This window comes from Trujillonella endophytica, from assembly GCF_900110555.1.
Classification (GTDB): domain Bacteria; phylum Actinomycetota; class Actinomycetes; order Mycobacteriales; family Geodermatophilaceae; genus Trujillonella; species Trujillonella endophytica.
In genome coordinates, this window is record NZ_FOEE01000006.1 from 175,492 (window position 1) to 201,748 (window position 26,257).

Consider the following 26,257-nt stretch of genomic DNA (forward strand, 5'->3'; position numbering starts at 1 on the left):
CGCTGTCCGTCGCGCGGACGGCGACGCTCCGGTGAGGACGGCGATCTAGTAGAGGGCGATCATCAGCTGGCGGCGGGCGGCGGCCACCCGCGGGTCCTCGTCGCCGACGACCGCGAACAGCTCGACGAGGTGCTTGCGGGCGGCGTCGCGGTCCTCGCCGGCGGTGCGCCGGACGGTGTCGACCAGCCGGGCGAACGCACCCTCGACGTCCCCGGTGCCGAGCAGGAAGTCCGCGGCCCGCGTCTGCGCGGCGACGTCGTCGGGAGCGGCGTCGGCGAGCGCGAGCGCGTCGGGCCCGGCTGCGTCGGCGCGCTGGAAGAGCTGCACCTGGCGCAGCGCGAGGCCGGCGACCGGGTGGTCGGGCTCGACGTCCAGGATCGCCTGGTACGCGGCCTCGGCCCCGGCCAGGTCACCCTGCTCGAGCGCGGCCTCGGCGGCGTCGAGCCGCGGGTCCTCCGCCTCCTGCTCCTGCTCCACGCCGTCGGCGCCGTCCGCGGGAACGGCCCCGCCGGTGGTCGCGCGCACGAGCTCGCCGACGAACTGCCGGGCCTGGTCCTCGGGGATCGCCCCGGTGAACTCGGCGACGAGCTGCCCCTGCCACACCGCCTTGACGGCGGGGATGCCCTGGACCCGCAGGCCCTGGGCGAGCGCCGGGTTGGCGTCGACGTCGACCTTGGCCAGCACCCACGAGCCGCCGCCCTCCGCGGCCAGCCGCTCGAGGACCGGGGACAGCTGCTTGCACGGCCCGCACCACTCGGCCCACAGGTCCAGCACGACGGGCACCTGGAACGAGCGGTCGAGCACCTCGCTCTGGAAGGTCTCCTCGGTGACGTCGATGACGGCCGCGCCCGGTGCGCCCGCGGGGACGGCGGCGCTCGGCGGCGGCGCGGCCTGGGCGCGGGCGGCGGCCTCGGAGCGCGCCTTGACGGCGGCGAGGTCGACGGCGCCGGACATGGCGGCGGCCAGCTGAGCCTGCTGGGCCTGCGCGCGCGGGTCGGGACGTCCGGGGCGGGAAGGCTGCATGCCCCGATGATCCCACCCCGGCGGCGGCGACGTCGGCGGGTGCCCTGCTCAGGCGGTCACCGGCCCGAGCGAGGGATCCCCGACCCCCATGCGGCACGCGGCGGTCACCACCCTGGCCATAGCCACCGTCCGGCGCATGAGGGTGGCTACGCGATCGCGCGGACCGCCCCGCCCGCCCTGTGGACAACCGCTCGTGCCCGCCCGCGGCGCGACAGAGTGCCCGGATGCCTCGCCCTCCCACGCGTCCGGCCGCCCTCACGGGGAAGGTGTTCCGCGGCTCCGACGCTCTCGCCTCGGGCCGGCTGACCCGTGGCCGGCTGCGCAGCTCCGCCTGGCGCCGGGTCTTCCCCGACGTCTACGCCTGCTCCTCCCTGACCGTCGACCACCGCCTGCGGGCTCGGGCCGCGGCACGACTCCTCGTCCCCGCGGCGGTGGTGTCCGGGAGGAGCGCGGCGGCCCTGTGGGGAGTCGACCTCGCCGGCGCCTACGACGACGTCGAGTGCACGGTCGACGCGACCTGCCGCGGCGGCGCGGTGCAGGGCGTGCGGCTGACCCGCCGGGCGCTCCCTGCCCAGGACGTCACCAGCCGGGACGGCGTCCGCGTGACGACGCCGCTGCGCACGGCGCTCGACCTCGCCCGAATCGAACCGCCGGAGGAGGCCGTCGTCTGCGTGGACCGCTTCCTGCAGCAGTCCCGGCGGGTGACGCTCGAGGAGGCTCGTGCGGCGGCGGAGACGCTGACCGGGCCGGGCTGCCGGCGCGTCCGGGCGGCGGTCGCCCGCGCCGACGGCCTGGCGGAGTCCCCGCAGGAGACCCGCACCCGCCTGCTGCTGCACGCGGCCCCTCTCCCCCGGCCGACCGCCCAGTACGTCGTCCGGGACGCCGAGAGCCGGTTCGTCGCGAGGGTCGACTTCGCGTGGCCGGAGGCGAAGCTCGCGCTGGAGTACGAGGGCATCTGGCACGGAGCGCCGCAGAACGTCGGGCGCGACCGCCGTCGGCTCAACGCCCTCACGGCCGCCGGCTGGACCGTTCTCTTCGTCACGGCTGCGGACCTCGCCGACCCGGTCGCGCTGATCGCCCGGGTGGCGGCCGCCCTCCAGGCGTCCGGATACGCACGGCGGCGGTCTCCGACCGCGCCGTGACCGCCACGATGCGCATCCCGGCGGCCCAGCGCCGGATCAGCGCGCTATCGGGGCCGGGCGCAGCGCCGGGACGTGCCGCAGCCCGAACACCTCGCGCAGCGCCAGCCGGGCGGCGTTGTCGCCGCACATGCCGTGCACCGCGGGTCCGGGCGGGGTGGCCGCCGAGGCGAGGTAGGTGCCCTCGATCGGCGTCTTGTAGGTGTTCCAGCGCGGCACCGGCCGGGCCAGCATCTGGCGCAGCGACGCCTCGCCGTTGGAGATGTCCCCGCCGACGTGGTTGGGGTTCCACTCCTCCATCTGCCGCGCGTCCTTGGTCGCCCGGGCCACGATCGTGTCGCGGAACCCCGGGGCGAAGCGCTCGATCTGCGCCTCGATGGCCTCGGTCATGTCGACGTCGGAGCCGTGCGGGACGTGCACGTAGGCCCAGAACACGTGCTCGCCGCCGGGCGCCCGCGTCGGGTCGACGACCGTGGGCTGGACGGCCAGGACGTACGGCTTCTCGGCCGGCCGGCCGTGCGCCGGCCCGTCCTCCCCCGCGATCGTCTCGGCGAGATTCCCGGCCACGTGGATCGTCCCGGCCCGCCGGACGTCGGCGTTGGCCCACGGCACCGGCTCCGACAGCACCCAGTCGACCTTGAAGACGCCGGGACCGTGCTTGTAGCGCGACACCCAGCGGCGGTAGCCGTCCGGCACCCGGTCACCGGCCATCCGGACGAAGGCCCGCGGCGCGGTGTCCAGCAGCACCGCCGGCACGCCCTCGAACTCGCGCAGGTCGGTGACCTCGTGCCCGGTGACCAGCTCGCCGCCCTGCTCCTCGAACGCCCGCACCATCGCGTCGGCCAACCGCTGCGACCCGCCCTCGATCAGCGGCCAGCCGACGTGGTGGGCCAGCATCCCGAGCAGCATGCCCAGCGCCGAGGTCAGCGGCCGGGCCAGGTCGAGCATGCCGTGCGCCGCCGCGCCGGCCAGGAGGGCCTGCCCCTCCTCGGTGTCGAAGTTCCGCCGGGCGAGCCAGCGGACGTTGGGCAGCCCGGTGAGCCCGAAGCGCGCGACCTGGACCGGGCTGCGGGTCGGCAGCCGGCGCAGGCGGCTGGACAGGAAGAAGTCGACGACGTCGTCCCCGTGCTCGACCAGCGGCTCGAACAGCCGGCGGTAGGCCGCGGCGTCGGCCCCGAGCCCCGCGGCGGTCTCCTCCAGCGACCGGCGGGCGACCGCGGCCCGGCCGCCGTCCAGCGGATGGGCGTAGGCGACCTCGGGGTGGACCAGCCGGACCCCGCGGCTGGGCAGGTCGAACTCGCGGAAGAAGGGCGAGGCCGCCGCCATGGGCTGCACCGTCGAGCAGACGTCGTGGTGCACGCCCGAGCGGATCAGCTCCTCGGTCCGCATGCCGCCCCCGGGGCGGTCGGCCCGCTCGACCAGCTGCACGCGCAGCCCGGCGGCCGACAGCCGCAGCGCGGCCGCCAGCCCGTTGGGTCCCGCTCCGACGACGACGGCGTCCGGCTTGCCTGTCACCGCCCCATCCTGGCCGAGCGGGGTCAGAGCTGCGCGAGCAACCGGTCCGCGGCGGCGAAGGGATCGGTCTCCCCCGCCACGACCCGCGCCGCGAGCGCGTCCAGCGCCGCCGAGCCGCCGACGTCGCCCATTCGCGCGCGCAGGCCGGCGAGCGCGATGGCCTCGATCTCCCGCGCCGCCCGCTCGGTGCGCCGGCGCCGCCCCTCGCCGGAGGTCTCGAGCCACTCGGCGTGCCGGTCCAGCTGCGCCAGCACCTCGTCGACGCCGTTGTCGGTGTCGCGGCTGGCGACGGTCCGGCAGATCGGCGGCCGCCACCCCCCGGGCAGGTCGTGCCGGCCGCCGAGGGACTGCATCGCCCGCAGGTCCCGCGCGGTCTGCCCCGCGCCGTCCCGGTCGGCCTTGTTGACCACGAAGACGTCGGCGATCTCCAGGATCCCCGCCTTGGCCGCCTGGATGCCGTCGCCCATCCCCGGCGCGAGGAGAACCAGCGTGGTGTCGGCCAGCGAGGCGATCTCCAGCTCGGACTGCCCCACGCCGACGGTCTCGATCAGGACGACGTCGCAGCCGGCGGCGTCGAGCACCCGCAGCGCCTGCGGCGTCGCCCAGGCCAGCCCGCCGAGGTGCCCGCGGGAGGCCATCGACCGGATGTAGACGCCGCGGTCGCCGGCGTGGTCCTGCATGCGCACGCGGTCTCCGAGCAGCGCGCCGCCGGAGAACGGCGACGAGGGGTCGACCGCGAGCACGCCGACGCGCCGGTCGCGCGCGCGGAACGCTCGCACCAGCGCCGTCGTCGTCGTCGACTTGCCCACGCCCGGGGCCCCGGTCAGGCCGATCACGCGGGCGTTGCCGGTGTGCGGGGCCAGCGCCGCGGCGACCTCCCGCAGCACCGGGCTCGCGTCCTCGACCAGGGAGATCAGCCGGGCGACCGAGCGCGGGTCGCCCGACCGCGCGCCCTCGACCAGCGCCGGGACGTCGACGGCGCGCCGGCCCCGCCGCCCCGAGGGGGCGGCGGGGCCGGGCGGCTGGACCGCCGTCGAGGCGAGATCGGCCTCCGTCACGCCTTGGCGGGCACGTGCAGGATCAGCGCCTCGCCCTGCCCACCGCCGCCGCACAGCGCCGCGGCACCGACGCCGCCGCCGCGGCGGCGCAGCTCCAGGACGAGGTCGAGCACGATCCGCGCGCCGCTCATGCCCACCGGGTGGCCGAGCGCGATGGCACCCCCGTTGGGGTTCACCTTCTCCGGGTCGATGCCGAGCTCGCGGGTGGACACGATGCCGACGGCGGCGAAGGCCTCGTTGAGCTCGACGAGGTCGAGGTCCTTCGGGTCGATGCCCTCCTTGGCGCAGGCCTGCTGGATGGCCCGCGACGGCTGGCTCTGCAGGGTCGTGTCGGGGCCGGCGACGACGCCGTTCGCGCCGATCTCGGCGAGGACGGTCAGCCCCAGCTCCGCGGCCTTCGCCGCGCTCATGACAACGACCGCGCAGGCGCCGTCGGAGATCTGCGAGGCCGACCCCGCGGTGATCGTGCCGTCCTTGGCGAAGGCGGGCTTGAGCCTGGCCAGACTCTCCACCGTCGTGTCGGCCCGGATGCCCTCGTCCTCGCGGAACTCGATGGGGTCACCCTTGCGCTGCGGGATGAGGACCGGGGTGATCTCCTCGTCGAAGACACCGTTCTTGGCCGCGCGGGCGGCCTTCTGGTGGCTGGCGGCGGCGAACTCGTCCTGCTCCTCGCGGGTCAGCCCGTACCGGGCGTTCGCCTGCTCGGTGAGGGCCCCCATCGCGACCTGGTCGAAGCTGTCGGACAGGCCGTCGTAGGTCATGGAGTCGACGAGCGTGGTGTCGCCGAACTTGGTCCCGGTCCGGCCGTCGAGCAGCAGGTGCGGCGCCTGCGTCATCGACTCCATGCCGCCGGCGACGACGATCTCGTGCTCGCCCGCGCGGATCAGCTGGTCGGCCAGGGCGATCGCGTCGACGCCCGACAGGCACACCTTGTTCAGCGTGAACGACGGCACGGTCAGCGGGATCCCGCCGGCGACGGCTGCCCGGCGCGCCGGGTTCTGGCCGGTGCCCGCCAGGATGACCTGGCCCATGATCACGTAGTCGACCTGGTCGCCGCTGATGCCGCCCCGCTCCAGCGCCGCCTTGATGGCCACGCCCCCGAGGTCGGCGGCGGAGAAGTCCTTGAGCGAGCCGAGCAGCCGGCCCATGGGGGTGCGCGCGCCGCTGACGATGACCGAGCGGGGCTGGGTGGACTGGCTCATGCGGGCCTCCAGGTAACGCCGGACGCCGACGTTGGCGACCGGGCCGGTGCGGGCCGGCCGGGGGCGACGTGCGGCCCGCGGCCGGGTGGGCTGCCGGAAAGGATAGGACGCCCCGCGCGGGTACCGGACCGGATGAGCGGCCACTGTCGCGTGCACCACACCCGACCGGGGGGCGGCGCCGCCGTCCGGACCTGACGTCCCGCGCGCGCTGCGGCAGGATGCGGCCGTGACCGATACGCAGACCGGCCTGCCCGCGGGCTTGTTCACCACCATCGACCACGTGGGCATCGCCGTCCCCGACCTGGACGAGGCCATCGCCTTCTACGAGAGGACGTACGGCATCACCTCGGTGCACGAGGAGACGAACGAGGAGCAGGGCGTCCGCGAGGCGATGCTCGCCGTCGGCGACGGCGACACCCGAATCCAGCTGCTCGCGCCGCTGACCCCCGAGTCGACCATCGCCAAGTTCATCGGCCGGTCGGGTCCGGGGCTGCAGCAGCTGGCCTTCCGCGTGGAGGACGTCGACGCGACCTGCGCGATCCTGCGCGAGCGCGGGCTGCGCCTGCTCTACGACCAGCCGCGCCGTGGCACCGCCGACAGCCGGATCAACTTCGTGCACCCCAAGGACGCCGGCGGCGTGCTCGTCGAGCTCGTCGAGCCGGCGAAGGTGCCCGCCGCGCACTGAGCGCCCGACGCCCGCCGGATCAGCGGGGCCAGGCCACCGGGAACAGCGGGTGGTCCAGCTCCGCGCCGGCGGGCAGCTCGTCGGCCAGCCCCTCGAACGGCGGCGAGGTGCGCCACGGCCGCGGCGCGTGCCGCGCCTCCTCCGACAGGTAGCGCAGCGACAGCACCCGCCGCCGCCCCGGGAACGGGAAGCCCGGCGCGCCGTGCACGGTGAGGAAGTCGAAGAACACCGCGTCGCCGGGCTGCAGCTCCCACGCGCGGATGTCGTACGCCGACCGGTCGGCCTCGACGTCGGGCAGCTCGGCCAGCGAGCCCTCGGGGAACCACCGGGCCTCCCCGGTCAGGAACGTCCGCGGCATGAGCCAGGGCCCGGCGTGGCTGCCGGCCAGCAGCTCCAGGCTGCCCGCCTCCGGCACCGGGTCGACGGGGATCCACGCGCTGACGCCGCGACCGTCGACGTCGTAGTAGGGCTGGTCCTGGTGCCACGGCGTCCGCTGCGCCGTTCCGCCCTCCTTGACCAGCACGTGGTCGTGGTAGAGCCGCACGCTCCGGCTGCGCAGCAGCGCGGCGGCGATCTCCGGCACCCGCGAGCGCAGCGCCAGCTCGGCGAGGTCGGGGACGTCGGTCCAGCGGCGGAAGTCCTCGACGAACCGGCCCGGGTCCTCCGGCCCGCTGGCCGTGATCGCCAGGACACCGGGACGGCGGAGCACCTCGTCGATCGCCCGCTCGGCTCGCGCGACCTCCACCGGGTCGAACACCCCGCGGACGCAGACGACGCCGTCGCGCGCGAACTCCTCGACCTGCTGCCGGCCCACCGGCTCCGCGTCGCCCACGGCGGCAGCCTAGGCAGCCCCGCCTCGGGCCGGCGTCGTGGCGCAGGTCGCACGCCCCGCCTCGCCTCCTTGCCTACTCGTCAGTAACATCTGGCCCCACGCACCGCTCCTCCGAGCCGACGAAGACCCGGGAGACACCGTGGACGAGATCAGGGACGCCATCCTCGCCGACAGGCTCAGCGACATCGGGGGGCTTCCGGTACCGGAGTCCTACCGCGCCGTCGTCGTCCGCAAGGACGAGCAGGACATGTTCGAGGGCGTGGCCACCCGCGACAAGGACCCGCGCAAGTCCCTGCACGTGCAGGAGGTGGCGACCCCGGAGCTCGGCCCGGGCGAGGCGATCGTCGCGGTGATGGCGTCGTCGGTGAACTACAACACCGTGTGGACGTCGATCTTCGAGCCGGTCTCGACCTTCGGGTTCCTCGAGCGCTACGGCCGCGTCTCCGAGCTCACGAAGAAGCACGACCTGCCCTACCACGTGGTCGGCTCCGACCTGGCCGGCGTCGTGCTCGAGGTCGGCCCCGGCGTGAACAGGTGGAAGGCCGGCGACGAGGTCGTCGCGCACTGCCTGTCGGTCGAGCTCGAGGACCCGGCCGGGCACGACGACACGATGATGGACCCGCAGCAGCGGATCTGGGGCTTCGAGACCAACTTCGGCGGCCTGGCCGAGCTGGCCCTGGTCAAGAGCAACCAGCTCATGCCCAAGCCCGGCCACCTCACCTGGGAGGAGGCCGCCGCCCCGGGCCTGGTGAACTCCACCGCCTACCGGCAGCTGGTCAGCCACAACGGCGCGAACATGAAGCAGGGCGACACCGTGCTGATCTGGGGCGCCTCGGGCGGCCTCGGGTCCTACGCCACCCAGATGGCCCTCAACGGCGGCGCGATCCCGGTCTGCGTCGTCTCCAGCCCCGAGAAGGCCGACATCGTCCGGAGGATGGGCGCCGAGCTGGTCATCGACCGCTCCGCCGAGGGGTACGCGTTCTGGAAGGACGAGAACACCCAGGACCCCAAGGAGTGGCAGCGCCTGGGGAAGAAGATCCGCGAGCTCACCGGCGGCGAGGACGTCGACATCGTCTTCGAGCACCCCGGCCGCGAGACCTTCGGCGCCAGCGTCTACGTCGCCAAGAAGGGGGGCACGATCGTCACCTGTGCCTCCACCAGCGGGTACATGCACTCCTACGACAACCGCTACCTCTGGATGAACCTCAAGCGGATCGTCGGCAGCCACTTCGCCAACTACAAGGAGGCGTGGGAGGCCAACCGGCTCATCGACAAGGGGCTGATCCACCCGACGCTGTCGAAGGTCTACCCGATGGCCGAGGTCGGCCAGGCCGCCCTCGACGTCCACCGCAACGCCCACCAGGGCAAGGTCGGCGTGCTGACACTGGCGCCCGAGGAGGGCCTCGGCGTCCGTGACGTCGCGAAGCGCGAGCAGCACCTCTCCGCCATCAACCGCTTCCGCGGCATCTGAGGCGGCCCCGCCGCCCCCGGCCTCGCGGCGGGCCGGCGCAGCGCGGCCGTCCGGGGAGGTGTCTCTCGGGGCACCTCCCCACCCCGTCCGCGTTCTATCGTCGTGGGCACCGGCCGGGCCGGGGCCCGGACCGACACGCCGATGACGCCCCCGACTCTGCGAGGATGAGCGAATGACCGATCCCCGCCGCGACCTGGTGCCGATGCGCGAGGCCCAGCACTCGTTCGACGTGGTCCTGCGGGGCTTCGACCGTCACCAGGTGGCGGAGACGATCGAGCGGCTGGAGGCCGACATCCGCGTGGCGCTGGCCGACCGCGACGCCGCGATGTCCCGGTCGTCCGAGCTGGGCGGCCAGCTGTCGGCCATGCACGCGGAGGTCGACCAGCTGCGCCGCAAGGCCGCCGCCGCCGGGCCGACGACGTTCGAGAACATGAGCGAGCGCATCTCCCACATGCTGCGGCTCGCCGAGGAGGAGGCCGCCGACATCCGGCGGGCCGCCGAGGAGGAGGCGCAGGCGCTGCGCGAGCAGACCGCCGCCGAGGAGCGCGCCATGGCCGAGCGGCACGCCGCCGGCCAGTCCGAGGTGGAGCGGATGCTCGGCGAGGCGCGGCACCACGCCGAGCAGATCGCCACGAAGGCCCAGATCCGCGCCGACGAGCTGGTCACCAAGGCGCAGGAGAAGGTGGCCCGGCTCGACGCCGAGTCCCAGGCCCGCCGCGCCAAGGTCGAGGAGGACTTCGAGCTCGCCCAGCGCTCGCGGCGCGTGGAGGCGGCCCGGCTCGAGGAGGAGCGCGACCGCGCGTCCACGGAGGCGGCCCGGCAGCGGGTCGCCGCCGCGGAGCAGCACGCCGCCCGGCTGGTCGGCGAGGCCGAGGCCGCGGCCGCGGCGATCCGCTCCGTGCGCGACGAGCTCACCGGCCGGCTGCTCGAGGCCCGCCGGGTCCTGAGCGCGCTGCCCGACCTGGGCGACCGCCCGCCGGCCCCGCCCGTGCCCCAGGGGCAGCAGCAGGTGCGCCCGCAGGAGGGTGACGAGGCCGCACGGCAGCCGGCGCCGCCCATCTCCGGGCCGTCCCCGTCCGGGCCGTCCCGCGAGCCGGCTCCCGGCGCCGGGGAGTCGGCCGCCGCGCGCCAGCCCGTGCGCCCACCGGCGCCCCCGACCCAGCCCGGAGCGCCGCGCGGCGCGCACCGCACGCCGACCGGGTCCCAGCCGGCGGTGCGCGCGCAGGGGCCCGACACGCAGGTCGCCATGCAGACGGTCTCCGGCGGCCAGGTGTCCACCCCGCCGGCGTCCCAGACGCAGGTCATCCGCCCGGTCACCGCGCCGCAGCCGGCGGCGCGCGCGGGGAGCACCGCGTCCCGGCCGGCCGACCCGCAGACGCTCGTCCAGCCCGCCGTCTCCGCCGACTCCGGAGCCGACGCCCCGGCGCCGTCCGGAGAGGGCACGGCGGAGAACCGGGCGGAGTCCCCCGCCGACGGCCCCTCCGCCGCGACCGGCAGCGAGACCGCCCCCGCCTCGCACCGCTGACCCCTCCACCCCCGGTCGCGGGGCCGGCACCGAGTCCGGGGAGGACCGTCCTGCGCACCACCCGGGCCGTCCTCGTCGCGCTGCTCACCGCCCTCGGCGCCTTCCTGCCGCTGGGCGGGGCGCAGGCTGCCGACACCGCGTTGCTCCGCCTGGCGCACCTGTCCCCCGACACCCCGCCCGTCGACGTCTACGTCGACCCGGTGTCCCCGCCGGGCGCCGGCCGGGCGTTCCCCGGGGTCGGTTACGGCACCGTGTCGGACTACCAGCAGGTGCCGCCCGGCACGTATGCGATCAGCCTGCGCCGGGCCGGGGCCGACGCGGTCGACCCGCCGGTGCTGTCCACGACCGTCGAGATCGCGGCCGGGCAGGCCCGCACGGTGGCCGGGGTCGGGCCCTTCGCCGACCTGGGCCTGGCGGTGCTCGAGGACGACCTGACCCCGCCGACCTCCGGCACCGCGCGCGTTCGCGTGGTGGCGGCTGCCGCCTCCGCCCCGCGGGTGGACGTGGCCCTGGCCGGCGGCCGGGCGCTCGCCGGCGGGCTCGCGTTCGCCGACGTCGGCGCCTACGTCGAGGTGCCCGGTGGCGTGACCGCGCTCGTGGTGACCCCGGCCGGCGGCCCCCCGGTGTCCCTGCCGGTCGGGATCGCCGCGGGCGCCGTCTCCAGCGTCCTGGTGCTCGATGCCCCCGGTGGCGGGCTGATGGTGCGGCCCACGCCGGACGCCGCGGGCGCGGGCGCCGTTCCGGTCGGCGGCGTGGAGGCCGGCGGCGGGGGCGCGACCGGGGTCTCGTCCCCGGTCCGGCCGATCGCTGCGGCCGTCGTCCTCGTGTCCGTCGCCGCGCTCGCCCTCACCGTCGCCGCCCGGACCGGGCGCCGGGGCCCGGCCGTCCGGGCCCTGGGAGCCGTCCTCGCCGTGCTCGCCGGGAGCATCCCGCTGCTGGCGCCGGACCCCACCCCCGCGCGGTTGCCCGGGGAGCCGGTCGCCGCCGCGGCGACGGGGTCCCCGATCGCCCTCCAGGCGTGGACGTCCCGGGCGGCGGCCGAGCCGCTCCGGGTGCGCGTGCCGGGCATCGGCGTCGACACGCCGCTGGCGCCGGTCGGCGTGGACGCCGCCGGGGCGCTGGCCCCCCCGGTCGATCCCACGCGCGCCGGCTGGTTCACCGGCGGTCCGGCGCCGGGGGACGTCGGCCCGGCGGTGCTGGCCGGGCACGTGGACTCCACCGCCGGCCCGGCGGTCTTCTGGCGGCTGGGCGAGCTGTCCCCCGGGGACGAGGTGCTCGTCGACCTCGCGGACGGGACGACGGCGCGGTTCACCGTCACCCGCGTCGAGCGCCACGCCAAGGACGCCTTCCCCACCGCCGACGTCTACGGCCCGACGCCGGACGCCGAGCTGCGACTGGTCACCTGCGGCGGCGAGTTCGACCGCTCCGCGCGCAGCTACCGCGACAACGTCGTGGTGTTCGCCCGCCTCGCGAGCTGAGCCGGCCGCCCGGGTGACCGCGCCGGCCGCCTTGAACGGGCCGGCCGCGAACCGTGCGGGCGGCGGGGTCCGTCATCTGCGGCGGTCGCGGGCGCGCCAGCACGCGCCGTGCCAGTGCCGGCGGGTGTCCGCGGCCGAGTCGGTGTCCCACGGCTCGAGGTCGGAGTTCCGCGCGTAGGCGGGCCACGTGACCAGGTGCGGCGTCCCGGGGCGGATCTCCTGGTCGCAGCCCGGGCAGCGGTAGCTCTTGGTGCTGGCGGAGCCGGTCAGGGAGCGGACGACCCAGTCGCCGTCCCCCGCCTCCTCCACCCGCTCGGCACGCCGGGCCGGGTCGGTCCGGGCAGGGCGCGACCCGGCCCGTGCGCGCCGTCGGGGCACCGGATCAGCGGCGGGCGTAGTCGCGGAACCCGCGCCCGGTCTTGCGGCCGAGGTAGCCGGCCGTCACCAGGTGCTCCAGCAGCGGGGCCGGGGCGAACCCGGGCTCCCGGAACTCGGTGTAGAGCTCCTTCTCGATGGCCAGGGAGACGTCGAGCCCGACGACGTCCAGCAGCTCGAACGGGCCCATCGGGTAGCCGCAACCGACCTTCATCGCGGCGTCGATGTCGTCGGCGGTGGCGTAGTGCGCCTCCAGCATCTTGACCGCGTCGTTCAGGTAGGGGAACAGCAGCGCGTTGACGATGAAGCCCGCCCGGTCGGTGCAGGAGACCGGGTGCTTGCCCAGCTGCTCGCAGACCGCGTACGCGGTGGCGGTCACGTCGGCGGCCGTGGAGATCGTGGACACGACCTCGACCAGTTTCATCACCGGCGCCGGGTTGAAGAAGTGCAGGCCGACCACGTCCGCCGGGCGGCCGCTGGCGCGCGCGCACTCGATGACCGGCAGGCTGGAGGTGGTCGTGGCCAGCACGGCGCCGGGCTTGGCGATCTCGCCGAGCGCGGCGAACAGCGCCTCCTTGACCGGCAGCGACTCGACGACGGCCTCGACGACCAGGTCGCGGTCGGCCATGTCGTCGAGGTCGGTGGTGCCCCGCACCCGGCCCAGCACCGCGTCGCGGCCGGCCTCGTCGAGCCGGCCGCGGGCGACCTGCTTGTCCAGGGACTTGGTCAGCGCCGTCACGACGCCGTCGACCTTCTCCGCCGAGCGCGCGTGGAACAGCACGTCGTAGCCGCCCTTGGCGACGACCTCGATGATGCCGGTGGCCATGGTGCCCGACCCGATGACGCCGACGGCCGAGACCGGCCGCGCTCCCGCGGCCGCGCCGCCGGGAGCCGGGGTGTGCGCGTCGGCGACGATCTCGGCGGAATCCCGCTGGGCGTAGCTGTAGAAGCCGCGGCCGGTCTTCCGGCCCAGCAGCCCCGCGGTCATCATCTGCTTGATGATCGGCGCGGGGGCGTGCAGCCGGTTGCGCGACTGCTTGTACATGGTGTCCAGGATCTCGTAGGCGGTGTCGATGCCGATGAGGTCCATGAGCGCGAGCGGGCCCATCGGCAGGCCGCAGCCCAGCCGCATGGCCGCGTCGATGTCCTCGCGCGAGGCGTAGCGGGCCTCGAACATCGACACCGCGTGGTTGAGGTACCCGAACAGCAGCGCGTTGGCGATGAAGCCGGCCCGGTCGCCGATGGTCACGTCGACCTTGCCCAGCCGGGCGGCCAGGGCCTCGACGTCCTCGACGACGGAGGGCTCGGTGACGACGGTGCGGACGACCTCGACCAGCTTCATGACGGGCGCGGGGTTGAAGAAGTGCATGCCGATGACCCGGCTGGGTCGGGCGGTGGCCACCGACAGCTCGGTGACCGACAGGCTGGAGGTGTTGGTCGCCAGGATCGTGTCCGGCGGGCAGATGGCGTCGAGCTTGCCGAATATCTCGGTCTTGAGCTCCAGCCGCTCCGGAACGGCCTCGATCACCAGCTCGGCGGCGGCGAGGTCCTCCAGCGAGGTGCTGTACCGGATCCGGCCGAGGATCTCGTCGCGCTCGGCGGACTCGAGCTTGCCGCGGGTCAGCGCGCGCTCGGTCGACTGCTCGATGTGCGCGCGCCCGCGGGCCGTCGCCTCGTCGTCCACGTCCACGGCGGTCACCGACAGGCCCGCCCGCGCCAGCACCTCGCTGATGCCCGCGCCCATGGTGCCCAGGCCGACGACGCCGACCTCGGTCAGTTCTCTGGCCACGCTGCCAACTCCTCCCGATCGCTGATCGACGGGAGTCTTCCACTCGCCCGAGCGCCGCGCGCGCCCGGGTTACCGGCCAGTAACTAGAAGAGTCGCTGGGTGGGGTCGTCGGCGCCCTTGAGGACGGCGTAGTCGACGGTGACGCAGTCGATGCCCCGGTCGGCGGCCAGCACGCGGGCCTGCGGCTTGATCTCCTGGGCGGCGAAGACCCCCTTGACCGGCGCGAGCAGCGGGTCCCGGTTGAGCAGCTCCAGGTACCTCGTCAGCTGCTCGACGCCGTCGATCTCACCGCGCCGCTTGATCTCGACGGCGACCGTCGCGCCGCCGGCGTCCCGGCAGAGCAGGTCGACCGGGCCGATCGCCGTCGGGTACTCCCGGCGCACCAGCGACCAGCCCGCGCCGAAGGTGTCCACGTGCAGGGCCAGCAGCCGCTGGAGCTCGGCCTCCACGCCGTCCTTCTGCAGGCCCGGGTCGACGCCGAGCTCGTGCGAGGAGTCGTGCTCCACCGCCTCGATCGTGATCACGAGCTGCTCGCCGGCCTTGTTGGTGACCGTCCAGGTGCCCGCGCCGTCGGCGATCTCGTCCCTCAGCGTGCACGGCGGGGTCATCCAGTTGAGCGGCTTGTAGGCGCGGTCGTCGGCGTGCACCGACACCGAGCCGTCGGCCTTCACCAGCAGCAGCCGGTTGGCCATGGGGAGGTGGGCGGTGAGCCGGCCGATGTAGTCGACCGAGCAACGGGCGATGACCAGGCGCACGGGGTGCGACGGTACCCGGCGGCCCGCGATCCGCACGGGACACCCGGGACCGGCGGGGCGCGCCGGGGAACCGCCCGGCTCCCCGGGACGTCGGACGACCGTGACGAGGACCTCCCTGCGCGGCGTGCTGGCCGTGCTCGCCCTGGTGCTGCTGTGCTCGTGCGCCGAGCGCCCGGCCGACGACGGGGGCGGCGACGCCGGCGCCCCACCGCCGTCGCCGGCGCTGCCCGAGGGCCTGGTCCTCCAGGTCTCCTACACCGGCGGCTACGTGACGCCCGAGATGCTGGCCTCCCGGCTGCCGCTGCTCAGCGTCTACTCCGACGGGCGGGTGCTCTCCGAGGGGCCGGTGACCATGATCTACCCCGGTCCGGCGCTGCCCAACGTGCAGCTCGCGCGCGTCGACGAGGCGACCGTCCGGGGCCTGGCCGAGCGGGCCCTGGCGGCCGGGGTGGCCGACACCGGCGACCTGGGCTCGCCGCCGATCGCCGACGCGGCCTCGACCCGGTTCACGCTCGTCACCGCCGAGGGCACCCACGTCCGCGAGGTCTACGCCCTCACCGAGGGTGCGGGGGCCGACGAGCAGCTCGGGGACGAGCAGCGGGCGGGGCGAGCGGCGCTGGCCGGGCTGCTCGACGAGCTCACCACCGTGACCGGCACGGCGAGCGAGGGGTACGTCCCCGACGCGCTCGCCGTCGTGGTCCGGCCGTGGACCGCGGCCGACGACGAGGTCGAGCCGGACCTCGTCCAGCCGCAGGCCCCGTGGCCGGGGCCCGCACTGCCCGGCGAGCCGCTCGAGCCGGCGCTCGGGCTGTCCTGCCTGCTGGTGGCCGGCGCGGACGTCCCGGCGGTCCTCGAGGCCGCCACCGCCGCCAACGCGCGGACGCCGTGGATCGGCGCCGACGGTGCCCGGTGGGCCCTGACGTTCCGGCCGCTGCTGCCGCACGAGAGCGACTGCACCGCACTGCGGAGCTGATCCGGCTCAGCGCCCCGCCGCCCGCGCGAGCAGCGTCCGCCGGCTCCGGACGCCGGTCTTGTCGAACACCGACTTGAGGTGGTCCTGCACGGTGTGCCGGGAGATGCACATCCGCCCGGCCACCTCCCGGGTGTCCGCCCCCGCGGCCAGGTGCCCGACCAGCTCCACCTCCCGGGGGCTGAGGCCGGCACAGCGCACGTAGAGGTCCAGCCGGTCCACCGGGCCGGCCTCGTCGACGGTGACCGCGATGTCACCGGCCACCGGGTCGCCGACGCGCGCCGCGCGCAGAACGAGCCACCGCCCCGCGGCCAGGTGCACGCGGGCCTCCGGCGGGGCGTCGTCCACAGCGGCCTCCACGGCGAGCAGCTGGGCGGCGACGTTGTAGGCGCCCGCCGGGACCGGGGGCCCCGCGTCGTCCCGGGGCACCAGGCGGCGCAGGGCCTCCTCCGTGCCCGGGGTCGCCCGGACCGAGCGCAGGTCCGGCGACAGCAGGAGGACCAGCGGCCCCGGCGGTGGACCGGGGGGCGGCGGCCCGGCGAACGTCCGCGCCTGGCTGCGGCGCAGCGCGGTGGTCACGCACGGGACGACAGCGCGCAGCACGGCGGCGTCGTCCGCGCCGAACACGCGGCCGCCGGTCCGCCACAGCTCCAGGAACGCCCAGCACCCCCAGGCGTCCCGGAACACCACCGAGGCGACGTCGGCGACGTCGTGGCGGCACAGCAGCTCCCGCCAGAGCTCGCTGCGGCCGAGGTCGCCCCCGGTCGCCGAGCTCAGCAGCGCGACGGGGTCCGGCGCCAGGCCCGTCCAGCGGTTCAGCCGGGTGAGGTACCGCAGGCGGATCAGCTGCGGGAGCTCGGGCAGGCACGGGACGTCCGCCAGTGGCGCGCCGCCGACCCGGGTGCGCGGATCGGTCAGGACCCAGGCGTAGGCGTCGAAGCCGAGGGAGCGGTGCAGCACGGCCAGCAGCCGCAGGCGCAGCGCCCGGTCGTCGTCGGCGTCCGCGCAGATCCGCTCGATCCGTTCCCGCAGCGCCGCGTGGCCGGCCATGGACGGAGGCTAGGACCCCAGGTCCCTGGGATGGGGCGCACCGGACGCGCCGTCCTAGCGTCCCGGCATGACCACCCTGCACATCGAGCACGCGATCACCGACCTGCCCACGTGGCGGGCCGCTTTCGACCGGTTCGCCGACCGGCGCCGCCAGGGAGGGGTCTGCGGCGAGCGGGTGCAGCAGCCCGTCGGAAACGCGCACTCCGTCGTCGTCGACCTGGACTTCCCCACCCGCGAGCAGGCCCGGCGCTTCCTCGGGTTCCTCGAGACCACGGTGTGGGCCTCCCCCGACAGCTCCCCCGCGCTGGCAGGAACCCCGCGGACGGTTCTGCTCGAGCCGGCCTGACCCGCCCTAGTCCGGCCAGACCGGCGGGCGCTTCTCCAGGAAGGCCGCCATCCCCTCCCGGGCGCCGTCGAGCTGGCTCGCCGCCGCCATGACCTCGACCGCGACGTCGTAGGCGTCGCGCTCGGGCCGGTCCAGCTGGGCATACATCGTCGACTTGCCCCACGCCTTGCTGGCCCGCGAGCCGCGGGTGGCCCGGCCCATCAGGTCGGCGACGGCCGCGTCGAGCTCCCCGTCGGGCACGACCCGGTTGACCAGCCCCCACTCCAGCGCCGTCCGCGCGTCGATCACATCGCCGGTCAGCGCGAGCTCCATCGCGCGCTTGCGGCCCACGTTCCGCGCGACGGCGACCATCGGGGTGTGGCAGAACCAGCCGCCCTTGCCGCCCGGCGCCGCGAAGCCGGCGGACTCCGCCGCCACCGCGAGGTCGCAGGAGGCGACGAGCTGGCAGCCGGCCGCGGTGGCCAGCGCGTGCACCCGGGCCAGCACCACCTGCGGCACCGCCTGCAGGGTCTGCATCAGCTCGGTGCACAGCGCCAGCAGGCTGCGGACCTCGGCCACCGGGCGGCCGGCGACGTCGGCGAAGTCGTGGCCGGCGCTGAACACCGGCCCCTCGGCGGCCAGGACGATGCCGACGGCGTCCGTGCCGCCCACGCCGGTCACGGCCTCGAGCAACTGCGCGAGGTGCTCCCGGGACAGCGCGTTGCGCCGCGCCGGCCGGCACATCGTCACGGTGACGACGTCGCCGTCCCGCTCGACCCGGGGCGCGCCCTCGCTCACGGGACGACGGTCGTCGACGGACGCGGGACCGGCAACTCGTCGTCCAGTCCGCCGGCGTGGAGCAGCCCCCGGCCGCGCGCCTTGGCGCCGTACATCGCGAGGTCCGCCTCGGCCAGCACCTCGGCGAAGGCGGTCGTGGGCCCGGTCATGGCCAGCCCGATGCTGACCGAGACCCGCACCATCCGCCGGCCCACCTCGATCTCGTCGGCGAGCTCCGCCACCAGCCGCCGGCCGACCGCCGCCGCGTCGTCCCGGCTCAGCCCCGGCAGCACGGCCGCGAACTCGTCGCCGCCCAGGCGGCCCACCACCGCGTCGGGGACCTCGACGAGCCCCGCCTCCAGCCGCTGGGCCAGCCGGGTGAGCAGCTGGTCGCCCACGGCGTGCCCGGCCCGGTCGTTGACCTCCTTGAAGCGGTCGACGTCGACGAAGAGGACCGCCCCGCCCCGGTCGGCCAGCGCCTCCTGACCGGTCGCGAGCAGGTGGCCGCGGTTGGCCAGGCCGGTGAGCGGGTCCTGGCGGGCGGTCCGGGTCAGCGCGCGGCGCCAGGCATCGGCCTCGGTCGCGATGGTGGACAGCCGGGCCACGGTGTCGTCGAGCGCCAGCCGCTGCTGCGGCTCCGCGTCCGGCGCCAGCTCGCGGACCGCGGCCGCGACGAGGTCGAGCACGTCGTCGAGCGGGTCCCCGGTGGCCACCCCCTCGAGCGCCCGGTTCTGCAGCGCCAGCAGCCGGGCGTCCCACCGGTGCGCGGCCACCTGCCGGCGCAGCGACAGGACGCTGCGCACCAGCCGCACCTGGACCTGCAGCACCTCGACGTCCTCGCCCAGGAACGAGCGCACGTCGTCGTCGAAGACGCCGAGCGAGCCGAGGACGAAGCCGTCCTCGTCGACCAGCGGCACGCCCAGGTAGGCGCGGACCGCACCGGCGGCCACCGCCGGGTTCGCCGCGAACACCGGGTGGGCGAGCGCGTCGCGCACCTCCAGCGGCTTCCCCGTCGCCACGACGTAGGCGCAGAACGACAGCTCGTCGGGCACCTCGGTGAACGGCAGGCCGACGCCGATCTCCGCGGGGAAGCACTGCAGGTCCGGCCCGACCAGGTTGATCACCGCGATCGGCGCGTCCAGCGCGCGGGCCATGTACGCGACGACGGCGTCGAGATCGTCGTTGCCCGCGTGGCCCCCGAGCCGGTAGCTGGCGAGGGCCGCGAGCCGAGCAGGGTCGGCGACGGCGTCGCGGGGGGACTCCACCTGCTGCACGTTAACCGCTGACCGTCACCATGCACACACGTTGGGGCACGAAACCGGCGATCCGGCGGCGCGATCTCAGGCCGGCGCGGGTACCCGCTGGTCGGTGTCCTGCGGGAGACCGTTGGCCTCGCGGATGACGTCGACGATCGAGCCCATGATGTCGGTGAGGCCGAAGTCCTTGGGCGTGAACACCCGGGCCACGCCCTGCTCGCGCAGCCGGCGGGCGTCGCTGTCGGGGACGATGCCGCCGACCACGACCGGGACGTCGTCCAGCCCCGCCTCCCGCAGGCCGCGCAGGACCGCGGGCACCACCTGCAGGTGCGAGCCGGACAGGACCGACAGCCCCACGACGTGCACGTCCTCCTCCACGGCGGCGGACACGATCTGCGCCGGCGTCAGCCGGATCCCCTGGTAGACCACCTCGAAGCCGGCGTCGCGGGCCCGCACGGCGATCTGCTCCGCGCCGTTGGAGTGGCCGTCGAGCCCGGGCTTGCCGACCAGGAAGCGCAGCCGGCCGCCGAGCTCCTCGCCGGTGGAACGCACCCGCTCGCGCACCTCGGCCAGGCCCTCGCCGGTCCCGCCGCCGCTGGCCGCCGAGACGCCCGTGGGCGCGCGGTACTCGCCGAAGACCTCCCGCAGGACCCCGGACCACTCCCCCGTCGTCACGCCGGCACGGGCGCACTCGAGCGTGGCCGCCATGAGGTTCTCCTCGGTGCCCGCGGCCCGGCGCAGACGGTCCAGGGCCCGCTGCACCGGCTCGGGGTCGCGCTCGGCGCGCCACGTCCGGACCGACTCCTGCGCGGCGGCCTCGACCGCCGGGTCCACCGTCATGATCGCGGTGTCGAGGTCGGCGGTGAGCGGATTGGGCTCGGTGGTGTCGAACCGGTTGACCCCGACGACGACGTCGTCCCCGCTCTCCATCCGGCGCCGGCGCTCGGCCAGCGACGCCACGAGCCGGCCCTTCATGTAGCCGGACTCGACGGCGGCCACCGCGCCGCCCATCTCCGCCACGCGCGCCATCTCGGCGCGGGCCCCCTCCACCAGCTCGGCGACCTTGCGCTCGACCACCACCGAGCCGGTGAACAGGTCCTCGTACTCCAGCAGGTCGGTCTCGTAGGCCAGCACCTGCTGCAGCCGCAGGGACCACTGCTGGTCCCACGGCCGCGGCAGGCCCAGCGCCTCGTTCCAGGCCGGCAGCTGCACCGCACGCGCACGGGCGTCGCGCGACAGGGTCACCGCGAGCATCTCCAGCACGATCCGCTGGACGTTGTTCTCCGGCTGCGCCTCGGTCAGGCCCAGGGAGTTGACCTGGACGCCGTAGCGGAACCGGCGGTGCTTGGGGTCCTGCACGCCGTAGCGCTCCAGCGTCAGCTCGTCCCAGAGCTGGGTGAAGGCGCGCATCTTGCACATCTCCTCGACGAAGCGGACGCCCGCGTTGACGAAGAAGGAGATCCGCGCCACCACCTCCCCGAACTGCTCCTGCGGCACCTGTCCGGAGTCGCGCACCGAGTCCAGGACGGCGATCGCGGTGGACAGCGCGTAGGCGATCTCCTGCACCGGCGTGGCCCCGGCCTCCTGCAGGTGGTAGCTGCAGATGTTGGTCGGGTTCCACCGGGGCATCGCCGTCACCGTGTAGGCGACCATGTCGGTGATCAGCCGCATCGAGGGCCCGGGCGGGAACACGTACGTCCCGCGCGACAGGTACTCCTTGATGATGTCGTTCTGGGTCGTGCCCGCCAGTTGCGCGACGTCGTGCCCGTGCTCCTCGGCGACCGCCTGGTAGAGCGCCAGCAGCCACATCGCCGTGGCGTTGATCGTCATCGACGTGTTCATCTCGTCCAGCGGGATGCCGTCGAACAGGGCGCGCATGTCCCCGATGTGCGTGACCGGGACGCCGACCTTGCCGACCTCCCCCACGGCGAGCTCGTCGTCGGGGTCGTACCCGGTCTGCGTCGGCAGGTCGAAGGCGACCGACAGACCGGTCTGCCCCTTGGCGAGGTTGCGGCGGTACAGGGCGTTGGACTCGGCGGGCGAGGAGTGCCCCGCGTAGGTGCGCATGACCCAGGGGCGGTCGCGCTCCGCCGGCGACGAGGGGAACGGCATGCACGGAGGATAGGTCGGTTACCCGCCAGTAGCATCCCCGGTGGTCAGGTGCGAGCGGCGGCACACCCGTCGGGAGGACCCTGGTCGCATGGGTCTGCACTACACCGCGGCGCCGGTGCTGGTCTTCGCCGTCCTCGCGCTGATCGCGCTGTTCCTGCGGTGGGCCTTCGGCACCGGCGGCGCGCGCCGGCCTGCGGCACCCGGCGACGACGGCCTCCTGGTGCGGGTGGCCACGACCACCAGCCACGAGTCCGCGCTGGCGCTGCGCGCCGTGCTGTCCGACGCCGGCGTCCGGTCCACGGTCCGCCTGGCCGCGGCGCACCGGGCCGAGGTGCTCGTGTTCCGGGAGGACGCCGAGCGGGCGCGTGCGCTCGCCGCCACCTTCCGCAGCTAGGCCCCGTCGCAGGATCCCGCCGCGAGCTGGCGAGTGGTGGGGGGCGAGGGGGTCCTTCCTCAGTCCGGCCGGGCCACCCGCTCGATCGTCGCGCCCAGGCCCCGCAGCTGGTCCACGAAGTCGGGGTAGCCGCGGTCCACGTGGTGCACCTCGGCGACCTCGGTGACCCCGTCGGACACCAGCCCGGCCAGCACGAGGCCGGCCCCGGCCCGGATGTCGGTGGCCAGCACCGGAGCGCTGGACAGGCGTTCCCGCCCCCGGACGACGGCGTGGTGGCCGTCGATGCGGACGTGCGCGCCGAGGCGCACCAGCTCGTTGACGAACATGAACCGGCCCTCGAAGACGTTCTCGGTGATGAGCGCCGTCCCCGAGGACACGGCGGCCAGCGCCACCGCCATCGGCTGCAGGTCGGTCGGGAAGCCGGGGAACGGCAGCGTGACGATGTCGACGCAGCGCGGCCGCTCGGTCATGACCACGCGCAGGCCGTCGGGGACCACCTCGACCGAGGCGCCGGCGTCGGTCAGCTTGTCCAGCGCGACGGACAGGTGCGCGGGCACCGCCCGCTCGATGACGACGTCCCCGCGCGTCATCACCGCGCCGATCGCCCACGTCCCGGCGACGATCCGGTCGGTGACGGTCGTGTAGGTGACCGGGTGCAGACCGGTCACGCCCTCCACGGTGATGGTGGAGGTGCCGGCGCCGTCGATGCGGGCGCCCATCGCGTTCAGCATCGCGCACAGGTCCGCGATCTCCGGCTCGCGGGCGGCGTTGTCGACCACCGTGGTGCCCTGGGCCAGGACCGCGGCCATGACCAGGTTCTCGGTCGCGCCGACCGACGGGAAGTCCAGCCAGATCGTCGTCCCCACGAGGCGGGGCGCGGTCGCGACGAGGAAGCCGTGCTCGCTGTCGATCGTCGCGCCCAGCCGCTCCAGGCCGGAGATGTGCATGTCCAGCCCGCGGGAGCCGATCGCGTCGCCGCCCGGGAGCGCCACCCGCGCGCTGCCGCACCGGGCGACGAGCGGGCCGAGCACGCTGATCGAGGCGCGCATCTTGCGGACCAGGTCGTAGTCGGTCTCGGTGCCCGGTTGCTCGGGCACGTCGATGATCACCCGGCCCCCGCCGCCGGTGCCGGCGATCCGCTCGTAGGTCACGTCGCAGCCCAGCCGCCGCAGCACCTCGCTCATGATCGCCACGTCGAGGATGTCGGGGACCTCGTCGATCGTGGTCCGTCCGGCGGCGAGCAGCGCGGCCGCCATGAGCTTGAGGGCGCTGTTCTTGGCCCCGGTCACGCGGACCCGACCGGTGAGTGCGGTGCCGCCGGTGACCTCGAAGCACTCCACCCGGTCACCCTACGGCGCCCCACGATCACGGCGCCGGACCGGAGCGACCTGGCGGGGGGCCGCGGGCCGGAGCGGCGGTGCGCTCCTTCTAGGCTCCGACCATGACCGTCCGGCTGACCCGCATCTACACCCGCACCGGTGACGCGGGGCAGACCCACCTCGGCGACATGAGCCGGGTGGCCAAGACCGACGCCCGGCTGGTCGCCTACGCCGACGTCGACGAGACCAACAGCGTCATCGGCGTGGCGCTGGCCCTGGGCGCCCCGGCGCCGGAGCTCGCCGACCTGCTGCGCGGCGTGCAGAACGACCTGTTCGACGTGGGCGCCGACCTCTCCACGCCGGTCGTCGCGGACCCCGCCCATCCGCCGCTGCGGATCACGGCCGAGTACACCGCGCGCCTGGAGGCGGCCTGCGACGAGCACAACGAGCGCCTGGAGCCGCTGACGAGCTTCATCCTGCCCGGGGGCACCGCCCTGGCCGCGCTGCTGCACCAGGCGCGGGTGGTGGCCCGGCGCGCCGAGCGCAGCGTCTGGGCGCTGCTGGCCGACGACGCCGACCGGACGAACCCGGAGACGGCCCGCTACCTCAACCGGCTGTCGGACCTGCTGTTCATCCTCGCCCGCGTCGCCAACCCCGGCGGCGACGTGCTGTGGCGACCCGGCGGCGACCGCACCTGAGGAATGGACCCCGCTGCCCCCATGGCCCCGTCCAGGGGCTCGCGCCGAGCGTGCGAGGCGTGCGGAGGACGGGGTCCGTCATCAGCGGCCCCCGCGGGGGGCCGACTCCACCCACGACAGGAAGCCGGTCACCGTGGAGGGGTCCATCGCCAGCTCGCGGAGCCCGGCGGCGGTCGAGCAGGACAGGACGACGACGTCGTCGGGCAGGGCGACATCGGCCCGGCCGGCATCGCGCCGGCCGGTCACCTCCAGCTCCGCCCGGCTCAGCCGGTGCTGCGGGCGCACCGACAGGGACACCGCGCGGTACCAGAGCAGGGCGTCACCGCCGTACCAGGCGACCCCCACCGACCAGCGCGAGGAGCCCCCGGGCCGCAGCCACATGGTGACCGCGCCGAGGCCGGAGAGCAGGAACCGCCGCCGGAGGGCGAACGCGACGACCACGACCAGCAGCAGCACCCCCACCAGGACGAGCACGACGGTGGTCATGGGGTGTGTCCCGGGGGCCGAGGGGGCTGTGCGGGGTTCGGCAGGAGGTCAGGACTCCTGGCCGGCGGCGCGCAGCCGGCCCTGGGCACGGCGGGCGGCGGCGAGCGCCTCGGGCTCGTCGCCCTCGGACTCGGCGCGGCGCAGGGCCTCGCGGGCCCGGTCGACGTCGATCTCGGCCGAGATCTCCGCGGTCTCGGCCAGGATCGACACGCCCTGCTGGGTCACCGACAGGAAGCCACCGTGCGCGGCGACGACGAGGTCGTCGCCCTCGGCCGTACGGATCGTGACGACGCCACCCTCGGCCAGCTGACCGAGCAGGGGCGCGTGGCCGGGCAGGACGCCGAGCTCGCCCTCGGTCGTGCGGGCGATGACCATGGTCGCCTCGCCGGACCAGATCGTCCGCTCGACGGCCACCAACTCGACCTGCAGGGTCGCCACGACACTCCTCGGTTCGTTGTGAGATCAACTGTAGACGGCGGCACGGGCGCCGGCCGCCCGGCTCCGGCCGGACGGGGGCCGCACCGGAGCGCGGCCCCCGTCCGCCGGAGCGGGATCGACCCGGGTGCCCGGGCCCCGGCTCAGCCCTTCTTCAGCTTGTCCGCGTTGCGCTCGAGGTCCTCGAGCCCACCGCACATGAAGAACGCCTGCTCCGGCAGGTGGTCGTAGGTGCCCTCGGTGAGCGCCTTGAAGGCCTCGAGGGTCTCCGCCAGCGGCACGAAGGAACCCGGCTGACCGGTGAACGCCTCGGCCACGAACATGTTCTGCGAGAGGAAGCGCTCGATGCGCCGGGCCCGGTTGACCGTGACCTTGTCCTCCTCGCCGAGCTCGTCGATGCCGAGGATGGCGATGATGTCCTGCAGCTCCTGGTAGCGCTGCAGGATCTGCTTCACGCGCTGGGCAATCTGGTAGTGCTCCTGCCCGACGTACTGCGGGTCGAGGATCCGGCTGGTGGAGTCCAGCGGGTCCACGGCCGGGTAGATGCCCTTCTCCGAGATCGGCCGCGACAGGTTCGTCGTGGCGTCCAGGTGCGCGAAGGTGGTGTGCGGCGCCGGGTCGGTGATGTCGTCGGCGGGCACGTAGATCGCCTGCAGCGAGGTGATGGAGCGACCCCGGGTCGAGGTGATCCGCTCCTGCAGCTGGCCCATCTCGTCGGCAAGCGTGGGCTGGTAACCCACGGCGGACGGCATGCGGCCGAGCAGCGTGGACACCTCGGAGCCGGCCTGGGTGAACCGGAAGATGTTGTCGATGAAGAGCAGCACGTCCTGGTTCTGCTCGTCCCGGAAGTACTCCGCCATCGTGAGCGCCGACAGCGCGACCCGCAGGCGGGTGCCCGGCGGCTCGTCCATCTGGCCGAAGACCAGGGCGGTCGACTCGATGACGCCCGACTCGGTCATCTCCGCGATGAGGTCGTTGCCCTCACGGGTGCGCTCGCCGACACCGGCGAACACCGACACGCCACCGAACTCCTGGGCGACGCGGCGGATCATCTCCTGGATGAGCACCGTCTTGCCCACGCCGGCGCCACCGAACAGGCCGATCTTCCCGCCGGCCACGTAGGGGGTCAGCAGGTCGATGACCTTGATGCCGGTCTCCAGCATCTCGGTACGACCCTCGAGCTGGTCGAACCGGGGCGGCTGCCGGTGGATGCCCCAGTGCAGGGCGTCCGTGCCGTAGCCGGGGGTGTCGAGGCACTCGCCCAGGGCGTTGAACACGTGGCCCTTGGTGACGTCGCCGACGGGCACCGAGATCGGGCGGCCGAGGTCGGTGACCTGGGCCCCGCGGACCAGGCCGTCGGTCGGCGCCATGGAGATGGTGCGCACCACGTTGTCGCCCAGGTGCTGGGCGACCTCGAGGGTGAGCGTCTTGCCCAGGTCGGCGAGGGTGACCTCGACGTGCAGGGCGTTGTAGAGGTCGGGCATCGCGTCGCGGGGGAACTCGACGTCGACGACGGGGCCGGTGACACGGACGACGCGGCCGGTCCCCTGAGTGGTCGGACGGTCCTCGGTGAGGGTCATCTGGTGGC

General features: G+C 75.0%; 25 protein-coding genes. 9 read left to right on the forward strand and 16 right to left on the reverse strand.

From position 1 onward, the window contains the following. Positions 1 to 45: 45 nt before the first annotated feature. Positions 46 to 1,023 carry a tetratricopeptide repeat protein gene (locus BMY88_RS11445; RefSeq protein WP_091943197.1) on the reverse strand — a complete coding sequence of 326 codons (978 nt, stop codon included), beginning with the start codon at positions 1,021 to 1,023 and terminating at the stop codon, positions 46 to 48. Positions 1,024 to 1,247: 224 nt separating this feature from the next. On the opposite strand from BMY88_RS11445, the gene BMY88_RS11450 reads away from it, so the two are divergent. Then, entirely contained in the window at positions 1,248 to 2,165 is a 918-nt protein-coding gene (locus BMY88_RS11450) for a type IV toxin-antitoxin system AbiEi family antitoxin (RefSeq protein WP_091943199.1), read from the forward strand. A gap of 36 nt (positions 2,166 to 2,201) precedes the next feature. Here the strand turns inward: BMY88_RS11450 and BMY88_RS11455 are convergent, their stop codons facing one another. From BMY88_RS11455 to BMY88_RS11465, 3 genes are read right to left on the reverse strand one after another with little or no spacing between them, the layout of a single operon-like run. Further along, entirely contained in the window at positions 2,202 to 3,677 is a 1,476-nt protein-coding gene (locus BMY88_RS11455; RefSeq protein ID WP_091943201.1) for a phytoene desaturase family protein, read from the reverse strand. Positions 3,678 to 3,700: 23 nt separating this feature from the next. After that, positions 3,701 to 4,735, reverse strand: coding sequence for a methylmalonyl Co-A mutase-associated GTPase MeaB (gene meaB / locus BMY88_RS11460; RefSeq protein WP_091943203.1), 1,035 nt, complete (start codon positions 4,733 to 4,735; stop codon positions 3,701 to 3,703). Next, positions 4,732 to 5,937 (reverse strand): acetyl-CoA C-acetyltransferase, encoded by a 1,206-nt coding sequence (locus BMY88_RS11465; protein WP_091943205.1) that lies wholly within the window; start codon positions 5,935 to 5,937, stop codon positions 4,732 to 4,734. Before BMY88_RS11465 ends, meaB begins: the two co-directional genes overlap by 4 nt. 226 nt (positions 5,938 to 6,163) lie before the next feature. On the opposite strand from BMY88_RS11465, the gene mce reads away from it, so the two are divergent. Continuing rightward, entirely contained in the window at positions 6,164 to 6,622 is a 459-nt protein-coding gene (gene mce, locus BMY88_RS11470) for a methylmalonyl-CoA epimerase (protein ID WP_091943206.1), read from the forward strand. A gap of 19 nt (positions 6,623 to 6,641) precedes the next feature. On the opposite strand, the gene BMY88_RS11475 is transcribed toward mce, so the two are convergent. Next, on the reverse strand, positions 6,642 to 7,454 hold the full coding sequence (locus tag BMY88_RS11475) for a phytanoyl-CoA dioxygenase family protein (protein WP_211435604.1): 813 nt from the start codon (positions 7,452 to 7,454) through the stop codon (positions 6,642 to 6,644). Positions 7,455 to 7,593: 139 nt separating this feature from the next. Between BMY88_RS11475 and ccrA the strand changes: the two genes are divergently transcribed. From ccrA to BMY88_RS11490, 3 genes are all read left to right on the forward strand, one after another. After that, complete coding sequence (gene ccrA, locus BMY88_RS11480; protein WP_091943208.1) at positions 7,594 to 8,925, forward strand: crotonyl-CoA carboxylase/reductase; 1,332 nt, start codon at positions 7,594 to 7,596, stop codon at positions 8,923 to 8,925. A 172-nt stretch (positions 8,926 to 9,097) separates the two neighbouring features. Further along, complete coding sequence (locus BMY88_RS24430; protein ID WP_244524612.1) at positions 9,098 to 10,450, forward strand: hypothetical protein; 1,353 nt, start codon at positions 9,098 to 9,100, stop codon at positions 10,448 to 10,450. A gap of 140 nt (positions 10,451 to 10,590) precedes the next feature. Beyond that, on the forward strand, positions 10,591 to 11,928 hold the full coding sequence (locus BMY88_RS11490) for a class F sortase (RefSeq protein WP_211435605.1): 1,338 nt from the start codon (positions 10,591 to 10,593) through the stop codon (positions 11,926 to 11,928). A 72-nt stretch (positions 11,929 to 12,000) separates the two neighbouring features. Here BMY88_RS11490 and BMY88_RS11495 read toward each other — a convergent pair whose 3' ends face one another. From BMY88_RS11495 to nucS, 3 genes are all read right to left on the reverse strand, one after another. After that, on the reverse strand, positions 12,001 to 12,306 hold the full coding sequence (locus BMY88_RS11495) for a hypothetical protein (protein WP_091943212.1): 306 nt from the start codon (positions 12,304 to 12,306) through the stop codon (positions 12,001 to 12,003). A gap of 4 nt (positions 12,307 to 12,310) precedes the next feature. Next, positions 12,311 to 14,092, reverse strand: a complete 1,782-nt coding sequence (locus tag BMY88_RS11500) for a 3-hydroxyacyl-CoA dehydrogenase family protein (protein WP_091943215.1) — start codon at positions 14,090 to 14,092, stop codon at positions 12,311 to 12,313. Positions 14,093 to 14,175: 83 nt separating this feature from the next. Beyond that, on the reverse strand, positions 14,176 to 14,847 hold the full coding sequence (gene nucS, locus BMY88_RS11505) for an endonuclease NucS (RefSeq protein WP_091943217.1): 672 nt from the start codon (positions 14,845 to 14,847) through the stop codon (positions 14,176 to 14,178). Between the two features lie 100 nt (positions 14,848 to 14,947). Here nucS and BMY88_RS11510 point away from each other — a divergent pair, with 100 nt between their 5' ends. Beyond that, positions 14,948 to 15,820: a hypothetical protein gene (locus tag BMY88_RS11510; protein WP_139220461.1), complete on the forward strand. Its 873-nt coding sequence runs from the start codon at positions 14,948 to 14,950 to the stop codon at positions 15,818 to 15,820. A 6-nt stretch (positions 15,821 to 15,826) separates the two neighbouring features. On the opposite strand, the gene BMY88_RS11515 is transcribed toward BMY88_RS11510, so the two are convergent. Further along, positions 15,827 to 16,867 (reverse strand): response regulator transcription factor, encoded by a 1,041-nt coding sequence (locus BMY88_RS11515; RefSeq protein ID WP_091943221.1) that lies wholly within the window; start codon positions 16,865 to 16,867, stop codon positions 15,827 to 15,829. 67 nt (positions 16,868 to 16,934) lie between these two features. Here BMY88_RS11515 and BMY88_RS11520 point away from each other — a divergent pair, with 67 nt between their 5' ends. After that, positions 16,935 to 17,213: a hypothetical protein gene (locus BMY88_RS11520; protein ID WP_091943223.1), complete on the forward strand. Its 279-nt coding sequence runs from the start codon at positions 16,935 to 16,937 to the stop codon at positions 17,211 to 17,213. A gap of 6 nt (positions 17,214 to 17,219) precedes the next feature. Here the strand turns inward: BMY88_RS11520 and BMY88_RS11525 are convergent, their stop codons facing one another. The 3 genes from BMY88_RS11525 to BMY88_RS11535 all read right to left on the reverse strand — a co-directional run bounded on the left by BMY88_RS11525 (position 17,220) and on the right by BMY88_RS11535 (position 21,337). Next, on the reverse strand, positions 17,220 to 17,990 hold the full coding sequence (locus tag BMY88_RS11525; protein WP_091943225.1) for an enoyl-CoA hydratase-related protein: 771 nt from the start codon (positions 17,988 to 17,990) through the stop codon (positions 17,220 to 17,222). Continuing rightward, a complete protein-coding gene (locus tag BMY88_RS11530) occupies positions 17,987 to 19,234 on the reverse strand; it encodes a sensor domain-containing diguanylate cyclase (protein ID WP_139220462.1) in 1,248 nt (415 codons plus the stop codon). Before BMY88_RS11530 ends, BMY88_RS11525 begins: the two co-directional genes overlap by 4 nt. Before the next feature lie 75 nt (positions 19,235 to 19,309). Further along, the gene (locus BMY88_RS11535; RefSeq protein ID WP_091943229.1) at positions 19,310 to 21,337 is read right to left on the reverse strand and encodes a protein meaA; all 2,028 of its coding nucleotides are present in this window, start codon (positions 21,335 to 21,337) and stop codon (positions 19,310 to 19,312) included. A gap of 88 nt (positions 21,338 to 21,425) precedes the next feature. Here BMY88_RS11535 and BMY88_RS11540 point away from each other — a divergent pair, with 88 nt between their 5' ends. Next, entirely contained in the window at positions 21,426 to 21,731 is a 306-nt protein-coding gene (locus BMY88_RS11540) for a hypothetical protein (protein WP_091943231.1), read from the forward strand. Between the two features lie 59 nt (positions 21,732 to 21,790). Here the strand turns inward: BMY88_RS11540 and murA are convergent, their stop codons facing one another. Beyond that, a complete protein-coding gene (murA, locus tag BMY88_RS11545) occupies positions 21,791 to 23,071 on the reverse strand; it encodes a UDP-N-acetylglucosamine 1-carboxyvinyltransferase (RefSeq protein ID WP_091943233.1) in 1,281 nt (426 codons plus the stop codon). Positions 23,072 to 23,172: 101 nt separating this feature from the next. On the opposite strand from murA, the gene BMY88_RS11550 reads away from it, so the two are divergent. Continuing rightward, positions 23,173 to 23,748 carry a cob(I)yrinic acid a,c-diamide adenosyltransferase gene (locus BMY88_RS11550; protein WP_091943235.1) on the forward strand — a complete coding sequence of 192 codons (576 nt, stop codon included), beginning with the start codon at positions 23,173 to 23,175 and terminating at the stop codon, positions 23,746 to 23,748. An 81-nt stretch (positions 23,749 to 23,829) separates the two neighbouring features. Here BMY88_RS11550 and BMY88_RS11555 read toward each other — a convergent pair whose 3' ends face one another. The 3 genes from BMY88_RS11555 to atpD form a co-directional block, all read right to left on the reverse strand. Continuing rightward, the gene (locus BMY88_RS11555; RefSeq protein ID WP_091943237.1) at positions 23,830 to 24,234 is read right to left on the reverse strand and encodes a DUF2550 domain-containing protein; all 405 of its coding nucleotides are present in this window, start codon (positions 24,232 to 24,234) and stop codon (positions 23,830 to 23,832) included. A 48-nt stretch (positions 24,235 to 24,282) separates the two neighbouring features. Further along, on the reverse strand, positions 24,283 to 24,672 hold the full coding sequence (locus BMY88_RS11560) for a F0F1 ATP synthase subunit epsilon (RefSeq protein ID WP_091943239.1): 390 nt from the start codon (positions 24,670 to 24,672) through the stop codon (positions 24,283 to 24,285). A 140-nt stretch (positions 24,673 to 24,812) separates the two neighbouring features. Next, on the reverse strand, positions 24,813 to 26,249 hold the full coding sequence (atpD, locus tag BMY88_RS11565) for a F0F1 ATP synthase subunit beta (RefSeq protein ID WP_091943241.1): 1,437 nt from the start codon (positions 26,247 to 26,249) through the stop codon (positions 24,813 to 24,815). Between the last annotated feature and the right edge of the window lie 8 nt (positions 26,250 to 26,257).